General features: G+C 59.2%; 13 protein-coding genes. 7 read left to right on the top strand and 6 right to left on the bottom strand.

Translation table 11 applies throughout. The features are described from left to right. Nucleotides 1–71 precede the first annotated feature (71 nt). Entirely contained in the window at nt 72–977 is a 906-nt protein-coding gene (locus CI807_RS10230) for a cation diffusion facilitator family transporter (RefSeq protein WP_095014587.1), read from the bottom strand. Between the two features lie 293 nt (nt 978–1,270). On the opposite strand from CI807_RS10230, the gene CI807_RS10225 reads away from it, so the two are divergent. Beyond that, complete coding sequence (locus CI807_RS10225; protein ID WP_095014586.1) at nt 1,271–2,641, top strand: gluconate:H+ symporter; 1,371 nt, start codon at nt 1,271–1,273, stop codon at nt 2,639–2,641. A 40-nt stretch (nt 2,642–2,681) separates the two neighbouring features. On the opposite strand, the gene CI807_RS10220 is transcribed toward CI807_RS10225, so the two are convergent. The 3 genes from CI807_RS10220 to CI807_RS10210 form a co-directional block, all read right to left on the bottom strand. Next, the gene (locus tag CI807_RS10220; protein ID WP_095014585.1) at nt 2,682–3,179 is read right to left on the bottom strand and encodes a DUF4411 family protein; all 498 of its coding nucleotides are present in this window, start codon (nt 3,177–3,179) and stop codon (nt 2,682–2,684) included. Next, entirely contained in the window at nt 3,176–4,312 is a 1,137-nt protein-coding gene (locus CI807_RS10215; protein ID WP_095014584.1) for an XRE family transcriptional regulator, read from the bottom strand. The genes CI807_RS10220 and CI807_RS10215 overlap by 4 nt, the downstream gene beginning before the upstream one ends. Before the next feature lie 71 nt (nt 4,313–4,383). After that, nucleotides 4,384–5,688: an MFS transporter gene (locus CI807_RS10210; protein WP_095014583.1), complete on the bottom strand. Its 1,305-nt coding sequence runs from the start codon at nt 5,686–5,688 to the stop codon at nt 4,384–4,386. Nucleotides 5,689–5,873: 185 nt separating this feature from the next. Between CI807_RS10210 and CI807_RS10205 the strand changes: the two genes are divergently transcribed. Then, nucleotides 5,874–7,292 (top strand): short-chain fatty acid transporter, encoded by a 1,419-nt coding sequence (locus CI807_RS10205; RefSeq protein ID WP_095014582.1) that lies wholly within the window; start codon nt 5,874–5,876, stop codon nt 7,290–7,292. Between the two features lie 159 nt (nt 7,293–7,451). On the opposite strand, the gene CI807_RS10200 is transcribed toward CI807_RS10205, so the two are convergent. Beyond that, nucleotides 7,452–7,742 (bottom strand): nucleotidyltransferase family protein, encoded by a 291-nt coding sequence (locus tag CI807_RS10200; protein WP_095014581.1) that lies wholly within the window; start codon nt 7,740–7,742, stop codon nt 7,452–7,454. 232 nt (nt 7,743–7,974) lie between these two features. On the opposite strand from CI807_RS10200, the gene CI807_RS10195 reads away from it, so the two are divergent. From CI807_RS10195 to CI807_RS10180, 4 genes are all read left to right on the top strand, one after another. After that, on the top strand, nt 7,975–8,295 hold the full coding sequence (locus CI807_RS10195; protein WP_028618690.1) for a hypothetical protein: 321 nt from the start codon (nt 7,975–7,977) through the stop codon (nt 8,293–8,295). Between the two features lie 82 nt (nt 8,296–8,377). Continuing rightward, a complete protein-coding gene (gene acpA / locus CI807_RS10190) occupies nt 8,378–10,078 on the top strand; it encodes an acid phosphatase (protein WP_095014580.1) in 1,701 nt (566 codons plus the stop codon). 122 nt (nt 10,079–10,200) lie between these two features. Further along, on the top strand, nt 10,201–11,370 hold the full coding sequence (locus CI807_RS10185) for a hypothetical protein (RefSeq protein ID WP_095014579.1): 1,170 nt from the start codon (nt 10,201–10,203) through the stop codon (nt 11,368–11,370). Between the two features lie 146 nt (nt 11,371–11,516). After that, nucleotides 11,517–12,041 (top strand): SET domain-containing protein-lysine N-methyltransferase, encoded by a 525-nt coding sequence (locus CI807_RS10180; protein ID WP_095014578.1) that lies wholly within the window; start codon nt 11,517–11,519, stop codon nt 12,039–12,041. Here CI807_RS10180 and can read toward each other — a convergent pair. After that, nucleotides 12,038–12,682, bottom strand: a complete 645-nt coding sequence (gene can, locus CI807_RS10175; RefSeq protein ID WP_003188288.1) for a carbonate dehydratase — start codon at nt 12,680–12,682, stop codon at nt 12,038–12,040. The two genes, CI807_RS10180 and can, sit on opposite strands and share 4 nt — an antisense overlap. A gap of 154 nt (nt 12,683–12,836) precedes the next feature. Between can and CI807_RS10170 the strand changes: the two genes are divergently transcribed. After that, nucleotides 12,837–13,139, top strand: a complete 303-nt coding sequence (locus CI807_RS10170; RefSeq protein WP_095014577.1) for a serine kinase/phosphatase — start codon at nt 12,837–12,839, stop codon at nt 13,137–13,139. Nucleotides 13,140–13,168: the final 29 nt, after the last annotated feature.

The raw sequence follows: 13,168 nt of genomic DNA, 5'->3' as shown, positions 1-13,168 counted from the left end.
CAGCGGGGGCAATGTAGCGTTCGGTACTTATCAGGGCGGTGGGCAGAACATTACAAATCCGTTAGCCAGGATCAGGCATGCACTTCGTCATGCTCGTCATGTTGGAAGCCTTCCCCCTCGACCTGAATAGTGGCGTGGGAAATATCGAATTGTTCATGCAGTAATGCCGTCACTCGGCTGAGGATCTGTTGCTCGGAGCCCTGGGCCGCATCGGTGACCAGGTGAGTACTCAACACATTTTTGCCGCTGGTCAGGGCCCAGATATGCAAGTCATGCACGTCCTTGACGCCTGGCACGCTGCGAATGCCCTGCTCAACCTGGTCGATATCAACGCCGTCCGGCACGCCTTGCAGCAGCACGTTCATGCTTTCCTTGAGCAGCGTCCAGGTGCGCGGCAACACCCAGAAACCGATGGCTGCCGCCACCAGAGAGTCAACCCAGCCCCAGCCGGTGAACATGATCAACACCGCCGCGATGATCACGCCGATGGAACCGAGCATGTCACTCCACACTTCCAGGTAAGCGCCCTTGACGTTGAGGCTCTCGCCGCTGGCCGCACTGAGCAGGCGCATGGAGATCAGGTTGACGATCAGCCCCAGCACCGCAATCACCAGCATGCCGGTGGACTGGATTTCAGCGGGCGCCTGTAACCGTTGGTACGCCTCATACAGGATGTAGAACGCCACGGCGAACAACAGCAACGCATTGAACGCAGCGGCCAGAATCTCGAACCGCGCATAGCCGAAGGTGCGCTTGCGGTCGGCCGGGCGCTTCGCAATCTGGATAGCCACCAGGGAAATCGCCAGGGCCAGGGCGTCGGTCATCATGTGCGCGGCATCGGATAACAGCGCCAGGCTGCCAGTGACGAAGGCACCGATCACTTCGGCAATCATGAAGCTACCGGTCAGGCTCAGGGCGATCCATAACTTGCGCTCGTGGCCGGCGCGTACTTGGGCGTGGTTGTGTCCTGCGCTCATGGGGAGTGCTCCTGATCTGTTGTAGGAGCCGGCTTGCCGGCGATAGTGATGTTGACCCTAGGCGTCGATCTTACGAACGCCATCGCCGGCAAGCCGACTCCTACAAAGATAGAGCCCTGGCGCAAAAACATTGGCATGCGTTGCAAAGTTGTCATCTACGCGCCAGATCGCCGTTATTGTTTGGCGCACCAAAATCGCACACGAGCGCTCTGCAACGGTTCTATCAGGTATGCTTTTCGAACAGGAAACAAAAAGAAACAATTTTCCCAACCTGTTCGATAAGGAGTCCCGTTTTGGAGTTATCGACTGCCGCGTGGATGGTTCACGACACCCGCCTTATGTTCTGTGTACTGCTGGCCATCGCCAGCATCATCGTGCTGATCAGTGCGACCAAATTACCGCCGTTCCTCTCGATCCTGATCGGTACGTTTATCGCCGGTGTCGGCGCCGGCCTGCCGCCGGAAGAAGTGGCCAAGGCGTTCAGTAAAGGTGCCGGTGCGATCCTCGGTGAAGCCGGGATCATCATCGCCCTGGGCTCGATGCTCGGCGCGCTGATGGCTGAATCCGGTGCAGCCGACCGCATCGCCACCACCTTGCTCGGGTTGGGCAAGGGCAAGTCATTGCCCTGGGTGATGGCGCTGGTGGCCATGGTGATCGGCTTGCCGCTGTTCTTTGAAGTAGGCCTGGTGATGATGGTGCCGATCATCTTTGTGATGGCCAAGCGTTCGAACCAGCCATTGCTGAAAATCGCTATCCCGGCGCTCGCGGGTATGACCACGTTGCACGCCCTGATGCCACCGCATCCGGGGCCATTGATTGCGGTGGGCGCGTTGCACGCCGACCTGGGCCTGACCATGTTGCTGGGCTTCTGCCTGGCGGTGCCGGCAGTGATCCTGGCGGGCCCGATCTACGGTAACTGGCTTTCCAAGCGCCTGCATGTAGATGAGCCTGCCGACATCGGCGCACTGTTCAGCGCACCGCCCAAGGCGCCGCGCCAGCCGAGCTTTGCGGTGTCGTTGCTGATTATTCTGTTGCCGGTGATTCTGATGTTGGGCAGCACCTTGGCCAAGGTCGCACTGCCGGCTGAAAGCACTGTCGGCCTGACCCTGAAATTCCTCGGCGAACCGCTGATCGCCCTCGGCCTGGCCGTGATCGCCGCCGTGATCTGCCTGGGCTGGGCCGCCGGCATGCCGCGCGCCGAGGTCGGCAACACCCTGCGCAAGGCGCTCGCGCCCATCGCCGTGTTGCTGCTGACCATTGGCGCGGGGGGTGGCCTCAAGCAAACGCTGTTGGACGCAGGCGTGAGCCAGACCATCAGCAAGGTCGCCGAAGGCGCGCACATGCCGTATCTGTTGCTCGCGTGGTTGATTGCGGTTGCGCTGCGCCAAGCCACCGGCTCGGCCACGGTGGCTACCACGACGACCGCAGGCATCCTCGCGCCGATGATGGCCGGGCTGGCGGCGACGCAAAGTTCACTGGTAGCCCTGGCGATCGGCGCCGGCTCGGTGTTCTTCTGCCACGTCAACGACGCCGGGTTCTGGATGGTGCGTGAATACTTTGGCTTGCAATTGAAGCAGACGATCTGGGTGTGGTCGGTGTTGCAGACCATTGTTTCAGTCGTCGGCTTGATCGGTACGCTGCTGCTCTGGCATTTCTTGACTTGAAATTGCCACGTCGAGGGGAAGTATCCTTCCCCTCACTTAATCAGTGATGCAGAACAAAACGAGCATCGAGCTTGCCGAGCAACTCAAATGTATTCATGTAAGGCACGCCAAACAGAGAACACACATTGGGAATCGTGAATTTACGCTTGATGTCCGGGTTGTAGACTTCATGCGTGACGACCACTGCGCCCGTGGTCATTGCCTTGGCAATCAACCAGGGATCTGCGCCCTCGAGAAACTCTTCAAACGCCCCGGCTTTCATTGCAGGCATCTGCTGCGCAATCTTTGCGACGATCTGCCCAAATGCGGTTTGAGTCGGCTCATCGCTGGAGTCCTCGAACAGCTGCGCGTTGCCTTTAACCCACTGGGTCAAATCATCATTGCCTCTGGCTAATTCATCCCTTACCGGCACGATACTGGCAATTTCCAGAGCCTGATGCTGTTGAAGAATCCACGCCCAATATCCTGGGCAAATCGACATTCCGTAATAGCGATTTTTGGCCTCAATCAGCGTATTCGAATCCAGTAGATGCTTCATGCCGATAGCTTCATCCCATAAGTTTTCAACTTGGCAGGCTGCACACCCAGCAGTTTTCCTGCGTCTCGTAGCAGAATTCGGCCGCTCTGCGCTTCTGCCAGGACGGCCTTGCTCAACCGGGTACTGTTTCGAATAGCTGCGGTGCGATAGTAATCTCCTCCATTACCGCCTTTATCTCGATATTCCTGCAAGATCCGACGGTAATAAGCGCCGTATTGGTCACTGCTGATGTAGCTGAGATCACGGGCACGACGTGCAATCACCAGCGTGCTGACCCGAAAGCGCCCGGCCAGCGGCGCAAGGTTTTGCTCCCAGTGCACATTCGAATCCCATTGCGCTCGAAAGAAGAGCTCCGGTGCCAGAAACTCCCCCGCTACCGAATTGCAAAAAGCTTCTTCCTGACGCGCACTGTGGCTGCTGCCATCAGATACCCCCGTGCTTCCAATCCAGATATGCGCCAGCTCATGCATCAAGGTAAAAAGGCGTGCCGTGGGTGCGTCCGCACTGTTGATGAAAACCACGGGGGCTAAAGCGTTGCTGATCGCAAATCCTCGAAACTCGCTGACATCAAGTTTGCGGTGGGTATTTCCCAAGGCAACACCGCTGCGCATGACAAGAATGCCGGCCTCCTCGGCGCCACTCACCAAAGCCTTGAAATAGTCTTCATAAGTCATACGCGCAAAGTCATCCGTCACACCGAGTACGCGACGAATATCTGTTACCACATCCTCGATAGGCGAACGGCTGTCGAAACTTCCCACGAAGGGCAGCGGAGAGCGTTCGTGATCCTGTAGGTACTCCAAGTACCAGTCTTGTTTACGCAGCACGTCTCGCACTGTGTCCAGCAGGTTCAAGCTGGGTTTGTCTGGAAAAACGCCACCCACAGTACGCAGGTCCGGGAGAGGAAGGCGCTCCTGCGGTGGAGTCTTGAGAAAGAGGAAGCCAAAAGGGATGTGCACAACAGCAGCCCACTTTTGCGCCTGGGTAAAGGATGGAAGACTTTCGCCACCTTCCCATGCCTTTACTCTTTCCAATTTGACCGTAAGACCTTTAGCAACTTGTGCCTCAGACAGCCCCGCCCGCTGTCGAGACCAAGACAGGATTGCAGGGTTGATAAAGGCGGTCTGGGTCATGGCAGTAGATGTGCTCATCAAGAATGGTCGTGACTATAGGAGTGACTACCCAACCCGTCAATTGATAGCCTTTAGGCCCCTTTTGTAACAGCAGCCAAGCTGTGGCGCTTGCCGAACAGCGCCACGCTCACTACCCCCACCGCCCCCATCACCATGCAATACCCCACGCAGATCCACGGACTGGTCGGCATCAGCGCAATCAGCAACAACGGCGTGGTACTCGCCCATAGCGCGTAGGCAATGTTGTAGGTGAAGGAAATCCCCGACACCCGCACCTGCGCCGGAAACAGGCCGACCATCACCGACGGCACCGCGCCCACCACGCCACAGCTCAAGCCCGCCACGGCGTACGCCGCGCCCAGCCAGATACCGCCGCTGATCAGGCTGGCATACAGGACCGCAATACCCACCGGCAGCAACAGGCTGTAGACCAGCACCGCGCGCCAGGCGCCGATGCGGTCGACCAGCAAGCCGGCCAGCACACAACCGATATTGAGGAATACGATGCCCAGAGCGCTCAAGGCGAAGGTGTGGCTGGGGCTCATGCCGAAGGTTTTCTGCATCATGGTCGGGGTGATGACCACCAACACCACCACGGCGGAGGTGAGCACACAGGTGAGGATCATTGCCGGCAGCAGCACGGCGCGGTGGTCACGCAACACGGTGCGCAATGGCAGTTCGGCGGCGGCCTGGCGGCGCGCCTGCATTTCGAGGAACACCGGGGTTTCACTGAGCCAGCGACGCAACCACACGCCAATCACGCCAAATACGCCGCCGAGCAGGAAGGGAAAGCGCCAGGCGTAGTCGAGGATTTCGGCCGGGGTGAAGACTTGCGCCAGCAGGGTCGCCGTCAGCGCACCGAGCAGGTAGCCGAAGGTCAGGCCGGCTTGCAGAAAGCCCAGCGCGTAACCACGATGGTGGGGCGGCGCGTGTTCGGCGACGAAGGTCCAGGCACTGGGCACTTCACCGCCCACCGCAGCACCCTGCAGCACGCGCAGCGCCAGCAGGATCAGCGGTGCGAAATAGCCGATTTGCGCGTAGGTCGGCATGATGCCGATCAGCAGGCAGGGCAACGCCATCATCAGGATGCTCAGGCTGAACACGCGCTTGCGTCCAAGGTGATCGGCGAAGTGCGCCATCAGGATGCCGCCCAGCGGGCGCGCCAGGTAGCCGGTGACGAAAATGCCGAAACTTTGCAGAAGGCGCAGCCACTCGGGCATTTCGGGCGGGAAGAACAGTTGGCTCAAGGTCAGCGCGAAAAACACGAAGATGATGAAGTCGTAGATTTCCAGGGCACCGCCCAGGGCGGCCAGGCCCAGGGTTTTGTAGTCGGAGCGGGAAAAACGCTGCGCCTGTGTAGGAAAGGTGGCAGTCATGTAGAGGCTCGGCAGACAAACAAAATGGCGTGCAGGTTATGAGCTGAGCCCAATGATGGCAATCGCGGCAGATATATTTGTTTTCCTCATTGATCGATGAAGATAACTGCATTCCCATATCAATGGACGTAGCGGAACATGCCGGAAAACTGCCTGCACCCTAATAACTATAAGAGGAAAGACTCGTGGCCGACGCTATCGAAGAAAGCCGCTATGCCCGATTTGCCCTGCGCTGCTCCAATTTCGCCGAACGCTGGTTTCCCGACTCCTGGGTGTTTGCGGCACTTGCCGTGATCATCGTCGCCGTGGCGACGCTGGGCATGGGCGCAGCGCCAACCGAAGCCGCCAAAGCGTTCGGTGACGGGTTCTGGAGCCTGATCCCCTTCACCATGCAGATGGCCTTTGTGGTGATCGGCGGTTATGTGGTGGCCAGCTCGCCGCCCGCGGTGAAACTGATCGATCGCCTGGCGCGAATCCCCAAGAACGGCCGCTCCGCCGTGGCCTGGGTAGCGTTGATCTCGATGGTCGCTTCCTTGCTGAACTGGGGCCTGTCCCTGGTATTCGGCGGCTTGCTGGTACGGGCGTTGGCGCGTCGTACGGATTTGAAGATGGATTACCGCGCAGCCGGTGCTGCGGCGTATCTGGGGCTGGGCGCCGTGTGGGCATTGGGGCTGTCGTCGTCCGCCGCGCAGTTGCAGGCCAACCCGGCCAGCCTGCCGCCGTCGATCCTGTCGATCACCGGCGTGATCCCGTTCACCGACACCATATTCCTGTGGCAATCCGGCGTGCTGCTGCTGGCATTGATCGTGGTCTCGCTGATCATCGCCTACGCCACCGCCCCCGGCCCGAACAGCGCGCGTGATGCCAAGGCCTGTGGCGTCGACCCGGCGTTCAACTTGCCCAAGATACAAGCACCGACTCGCCCCGGAGAGTGGCTGGAGCACAGCCCGTTGCTGACTATCCTGCTGGCGTTGCTGGCGGCAGGTTGGCTGTTCCATGAGTTTTCGACCAAGCCGGCGATCAGCGCGATCTCGGGGCTGAACACCTACAATTTCCTGTTCATCATGGCCGGCGCCCTGCTGCACTGGCGCCCGCGCAGCTTCCTCGATGCGGTGGCCCGTGCAGTGCCGACCACCACCGGCGTGCTGATCCAATTCCCGCTGTACGGTTCGATTGCCGCGCTGATGACCGTCGTGAAAGGCGGTGACGGCCAGACTCTGGCACACCACATCTCGACCTTCTTCACGTCCATCGCCTCCCACGACACCTACGCGCTGCTGATGGGCGTGTACTCGGCGGTGCTCGGTTTCTTCATTCCGTCGGGCGGCGGCAAGTGGATTATCGAAGCGCCCTACGTGATGCAAGTCGCCAATGACTTGCAATACCACCTGGGCTGGGCGGTGCAGATCTACAACGCCGCCGAGGCGCTGCCGAACCTGATCAACCCGTTCTATATGCTGCCGTTGCTGGGCGTGCTGGGGTTGAAGGCGCGGGATTTGATTGGGTTTTCGTTCGTGCAGTTGCTGGTGCACACACCGCTGGTGCTGTTCTTGCTGTGGGCGTTGGGAACGACGTTGAAGTATTTGCCGCCGGTCATGCCCTGATCAACGGATGAAGCACCTGTTGTTGCAACGGGTGCTTCATGCCGTGAGCTGTCGCAAAATCCGGACACTGGTCCATGACTTTCGTCTACGCCTCACCAATGATGATCAAGCTCATAATTACGGCTTGCTGTGTACGTCTGTCTTCCAGACGATTCATTGTCATATCGCCCGCGCCTCTGCCAACACTTTCGCGCGAAACTTCAACGGCAAATCAGCAGGCGTCAGCAACTCCACATTGACCCCAAGCAGATCCTCAAGCTCGACCTGCAGCCCGCCAAGATCAAAAAGGGTCGTTCCCGGCGGAGCATCGACCAACAAATCCAGATCACTGCCCTCTTGGTCGGTCCCCAGCAACACAGACCCGAATACTCTTGGGTTTGAGATGCGAAAGCGTCCTACCACCTCTCTGACGGCGGCTCGCTGTTGGTCAAGGGCGGTTGAAGGTTTCACGGTTCACCTCAATGGCAGCCAGTATCTAACCAGTCCAGCAGTGCAGGTGGCCGGTAGACACATGCATATAAAACACCTGGCCCTGAATACAATCGACAAGATAGAAGCCAACTCTCTGACCAAACGCGTGGTCTTATCTCACTCAGATGGATGGCCCTTCCTGACTCCTCCCGCCAATCCCTTTGATTAACCTGTCTCGGCTTTCTCCTCACCTGAAACCAAGGAAAATCCGATGACGCCCCTCTCCAAATCACTGGAAGAACTGATCACTGATATCTACAAGGACGACAAGGTTTCGGTTCCTGAATACCGAACATTGCGCGACGACGCCGACCGCCGCATGGCCGCCGTGATCAAGGAGTTCGGCCTGCATAACAACATCACCGCGTTCCAGAAATCGATCGACGTGGCGATGCAGTTGTTGCAGACCAGTGTCATCGATGCAAAGAAGGCCAAGCTGACCGACACGGGCGAGGCCATCGTCAAGGATGCGGTGACGGCCCAAGTGGAGTACTTGCGCGCCGGCAGCCAACTGGCACTGCGTCTGCTGTGAAATCACTGTCTTTGTTCCGTCACATTGCATTGCTACCGTCCTGCGAAATATCTTGCAACATTTCGCCAAGGACTCCCCCGCAATGAGTGACGAGCACGAAGACCGCCCTTCCCCCGACTCCGCAGCCCAACCGCCTGTCGACACCAGCCGCCGGCGTTTCCTGGGAGGCGCAGCGGTGTTGGGGGTCGGCGCGACGTTAAGTGCCTGCGGCAACACCAGCGAAGCGCCGGGCAAACCGGTGGAACGTCCGCTCACGTCGCAAGAGTTGGACAAGGCACTGCACGATCAGGTGAAAACCGTGGTGGTGATCTATGCCGAGAACCGCAGCTTCAATAACCTGTTTGCAGATTTCCCTGGTGTGGAGAAGCCGCTGTCGGCGCTGTCCGCCGCCGATACCCAACAACGCGACCGCGACGGCAGCCCGCTGACCACCCTGCCACCGGCCTGGGGTGGCGTGCTGCAAGTCGGGCCGCAAACGGTGGACGGGGTGACCTACCCCAGCGAAGTGCAATTCCAGGAAAAACTGCCCAACGCGCCCTTCGCCCTCAAGGGCCCGAACGCCGAAGACCTGCCCCTGAGCCTGGTCACCCGCGACTTGTGGCACGTGTTCTATCAGAACCAGATGCAGATCAACGGCGGTAAAAACGACAATTTTGTCGCCTGGGCCGACTCGGGTGGCCTGGTGATGGGCCATTACGCCCAGAGCCGTTATTCCCTGCGCCTGTGGGACGTGGCCAAGGAGTTTGTGCTCTGCGACAACTTCTTCCAGGGCGCGTTTGGCGGCTCGTTCCTCAACCACCAGTACCTGATCAGCGCCACCGCGCCGTTTTACCCGAATGCCGCGCAATCGGTGGCCAAGGCGCAGATCGCCACGCTGCAAAGCGATGATCCCACCGACCCGCGCCTCAAGCCGCTGGACAAGTCCCCCGCCAGCGCCATGACCGGCCCGCCGCAGTTCGGCCCCAGCGCGTTAACCCCCGACGGTTACGGCGTGAACACCCTGGCGCCGCCCTACTGGCCGACCTGGATCCGCGACCCGGAAAACCCGGACTACTCCAAACCCGACCTGCCCAACGTGCTGGTGCCGCAAACCCACGAACACATCGGCGACAAGCTATCGAAAAAGAATGTCGACTGGGCCTGGTATGCCGGCGCGTGGCAAGCCACCTTGGACCAGTTCAAGGATTCGGGCGGTATCCCGAAGATCCCGAACTTCCAGTATCACCACCAACCATTCAACTACTTCAAGCAGCAAGGCCCGGAAAATCGCGCCGAGCGTGACAAGCGCCTGCGCGATGGCGGTTTGGGCGATGAGTCCAGCACCAACACGTTCTTCGCCGACGCCCAAGCCGGCAAACTGCCCGCTGTGACCTTCTACAAGCCCCAGGGCAACCTGAATATGCATGCTGGCTACGCCGACGTGGCTTCGGGCGACCGCCATATCGCCCGTGCCTTGAAGGTGCTGCAAGAGAGCCCGCAGTGGAAAAACATGGTGGTGGTGGTCACCGTCGATGAAAACGGCGGCTGGTGGGACCACGTGGCACCGCCCAAGGGCGACCGTTGGGGCCCTGGCACGCGGATTCCGGCGATTGTGGTATCGCCGTTCGCGCGCAAAGGCACGGTGGACCATACGGTGTACGACACGGCGTCGATCCTGCGCTTGATCACCCGCGTATTCCAGCTAGAGACCCTGGATGGCCTTAAGCAGCGGGATGACGCAATGATCGCCCGCGGCCAGAAGCCAATGGGCGACTTGAGCAACGCATTGCAGTTCAGCCTGTAGGTTTTCTTATCCAATAGCGACACGCCTGGCGATTTAACACGCGGTTTTCCTGGTCAACCGCTACTGTGTGGAGGTGGGCTTTCACCCCGCGCAGACGGGCTTTCGCTGACAAGGAAACAACAATGTTTAAACCGACCAGGTTGTCCTTCACCCTGGCCGCACTGATGGCGAGTGCGGTCGTACAGGCCGACATTGAGGTGCCATTGGGGAGTACGCAACGCGTGACCCAACTGTTCGCCTTCCCCAACAATTGCAGTGTGATCTGCTTTCGACCATGGACGCTGGAGCAGACTGCCGAGCACTATTTGAATCAGAGCCTGCAACGGGACGGCTACAGCCGCGCAAAAGTCAGCGTCAAGACCCATGACGGGCAGGTCTCAGCGACCTTCAGCGGTGTGCCTGACAGTTACGGTCAACCCCTGACCACCTTGCTCAATACCGCCGACCTGGCCTACCAAGGCGCCAACAAACTCAACACTGACGGCAAGTGGGCCTACAACTGGTATTTGTTCCTGCCGCTGGGCATGGCCCTGGAAAACCGCAAGAGTATCGAACTGCTGCACTTCCCGCCGGATTACTCGCTGACCCAGGCTCAGGACTATCTGGAGTCGGCCACCACCGACCGCTGGGCCACCCTGCTCACCGACAATGGCATCCCGGCCACTGAAACGCCGGCTTACCAGACCATCATCGATATCGCCCCCATCGCCGCGCCCTCCAACGCGGGCAAGGACCTGGAAACCGTCTACAGCTACTTCACCGACTACCAGACACGCATGGTCCAGGAACTGAGCCTGCCCGCCAAAGGCGCATTGCCGATGGTGGCGTTTGGCGCACCAGTGCGAAACTGGATCAAGCAGCAATACGGCCAGACCGTGGGAGTACTGGGCCTGGCGCAGATCAGCCCGACGGCAGGCAAGAGCGTGTCAGTGCTGGGCGCCAACCACCCGAGTTACATCTGGTATGCCGCGAGCCCCGACACCTATGACGGCAACGAACAGAAAGCCGACGAAGCCGGCTTGAAGGTAATGGGCCAGGATCTGAGCGCCGCCTGCTGGCAGGCCGGAATGGGTCAGAAACCCGCGAGTGATCCGAACGTGTTGCTCAAGGCGTGCATGAATACGTGGCAAGTCACACGCAAGGAGCAGACCTGTGAGTTGTTCTACACCTCGGTGCGCAACTTGTCCCCGGAGGATGCAAACGCGAAATGCGCCACGCCCGCCATCAAGACGCAGTTGAAACAACTCAAGAATGCCGCTCCCACCCCAGCCATTGCAGCCCCGGCGTTGTAATTCGCACAAAAAAAACCGATTTCTACTGTCAACATTGACAGTAGAAATCGGCTCCCTCTTCAGCGAGTCTTGAGCGGCGTCCATTAGCTGCAAGACGGGTAGTCAGGCACCACAACCCAGTCGATGCAGCCTAAACCAGGAGAGTCATGAAAACTCAGGCCAAGGATAAGGCTAAAACCGCTGTGAGTGACTGTCTTTACCCTTTCGCGAACCTATCCTTTGCACGCGGTTACCCCTCAAGCCGTGAATTCCAAGTGGTTCGCAATCGAGAGGGTGAGACCGTAGGCGTCAAGGCTCGCGTCAATTTCGACAGTCGAACCTGTATTGCCAAGTTTTCCGGCTATGCACTGAGTGAACTAGGTCAACATGCGTTCCAGATTTCTTCACGCATCTACCTGTATGACCGATGGTTCATGGGCCTGATCCGTCACTCGTGCGCTCCAAACACGTGCGCCGACACTGACTACCTGGAGCTTTGGACAGTGGCAGCTATCACCGCCGGCAGCTGGATCACACTCGACTTCACGTTGACCTTCGACAGCTTGCACTGCCAATTTCCCTGCCGTTGCGGCGCTCCCCATTGCAGAGGCTGGATTAAAGGCGGGAAGCAACAAATCAACACAGAGGGGCTGCGCTTCCTGGAACAGAAGCGTAGCCCCGGCAGCCCTTAGGCTTCACCCAACGGGCGCAGGCGATACTGCGGCGGCAATTGCTCGAAACCACTGATCGTGGTGTTCAAGCTCTTCCAGCGACCATCCTTGATGCCGTAGATGCAGCCATGGATCGACAGGCTCTGCCCACGGTGCCAGGCGTTTTGCACAATGCTGGTATGGCCGACGTTGGCCACTTGCTGGATCACGTTCAGCTCGCACATACGGTCGACGCGCTCTTCTTCGGTCGGCAACTGGGCCAGCACGTCACGGTTTTCGTAATAGAGGTCGCGAATGGTGCGCAGCCAGCCGTCGATCAGGCCGAATTGGCGGTCCTGCATCGAGGCGCGCACGCCGCCGCAGCCATAGTGGCCGGTGACCAGGATGTGTTTAACCTTGAGCACGTCCACCGCGTACTGGATCACCGACAGGCAATTGAGGTCGGTGTGCAGCACCACGTTGGCCACGTTGCGGTGCACGAACAAGTCACCCGGCAGCATGCCGACGATCTCATTGGCCGGTACGCGGGCGTCGGAACAGCCGATCCACAGGTATTCCGGGGTTTGCTGGCGGGCGAGCTTGGCGAAGAATTCGGGATCTTCCTGTTTGATCGCGTCCGCCCAGCGTTCATTGTTATCAAGCAGGTCTTGTAGTTCGTTCATCAGGGAAAGCCTCAGGAATGATGCGCAGTTTTGTGACTGACAACCCCACGTCCAGGTCACGCCCTGCCGGTGAATAACAAGCGTGAATTAGCTTGAATCTTTGGGCCACGCTGCCTGTCCACACACTATAAGCCCCACAGTATGAGGATTGGCCATGACTGAATCACGACGTCCCTACGGCGCTACGCAGCCTGAACCCATTGATGACAATGAAGACCGCATGGGCTCGATGCGCGAGCTGGATTTTGACCAGGATGAGCCCTCGGCGCAGAGCGGTGATGATTTAACCCCGGAAACGTTGATCCGGGAGGATGGCGCGCGGGATGCCAGGGAGGAAGGTGAAGACAATCCGGCGGATTATGACCTGAGTATCGTGGACGAAGATGAGATTGGCGGCGGCAATGGCCTGGATGAGGCCGAACTGGCCGATGTCGACCCGATAAACGGTAAACCCTGAGCGTTTGTAGGAGCCCAGCTTGCCGGCGA

The organism is Pseudomonas sp. NS1(2017) (assembly GCF_002269425.1).
Taxonomy (GTDB): Bacteria; Pseudomonadota; Gammaproteobacteria; order Pseudomonadales; family Pseudomonadaceae; genus Aquipseudomonas; species Aquipseudomonas reactans.
The sequence above is the reverse complement of the archived record's forward strand: the minus strand, read 5'-3'. Positions and strand labels throughout refer to the sequence as shown.

Bases quoted from the DNA above. Each gene is read 5' to 3' on its own strand.
- CI807_RS10230 (WP_095014587.1), bottom strand. From the start codon at position 977: ATGAGCGCAGGACACAACCACGCCCAAGTACGCGCCGGCCACGAGCGC.
- CI807_RS10220 (WP_095014585.1), bottom strand. From the start codon at position 3,179: ATGAAGCATCTACTGGATTCGAATACGCTGATTGAGGCCAAAAATCGC.
- CI807_RS10215 (WP_095014584.1), bottom strand. From the start codon at position 4,312: ATGACCCAGACCGCCTTTATCAACCCTGCAATCCTGTCTTGGTCTCGA.
- CI807_RS10210 (WP_095014583.1), bottom strand. From the start codon at position 5,688: ATGACTGCCACCTTTCCTACACAGGCGCAGCGTTTTTCCCGCTCCGAC.
- CI807_RS10195 (WP_028618690.1), top strand. From the start codon at position 7,975: ATGACGCCCCTCTCCAAATCACTGGAAGAACTGATCACTGATATCTAC.
- acpA (WP_095014580.1), top strand. From the start codon at position 8,378: ATGAGTGACGAGCACGAAGACCGCCCTTCCCCCGACTCCGCAGCCCAA.
- CI807_RS10185 (WP_095014579.1), top strand. From the start codon at position 10,201: ATGTTTAAACCGACCAGGTTGTCCTTCACCCTGGCCGCACTGATGGCG.
- CI807_RS10180 (WP_095014578.1), top strand. From the start codon at position 11,517: ATGAAAACTCAGGCCAAGGATAAGGCTAAAACCGCTGTGAGTGACTGT.
- can (WP_003188288.1), bottom strand. From the start codon at position 12,682: ATGAACGAACTACAAGACCTGCTTGATAACAATGAACGCTGGGCGGAC.
- CI807_RS10170 (WP_095014577.1), top strand. From the start codon at position 12,837: ATGACTGAATCACGACGTCCCTACGGCGCTACGCAGCCTGAACCCATT.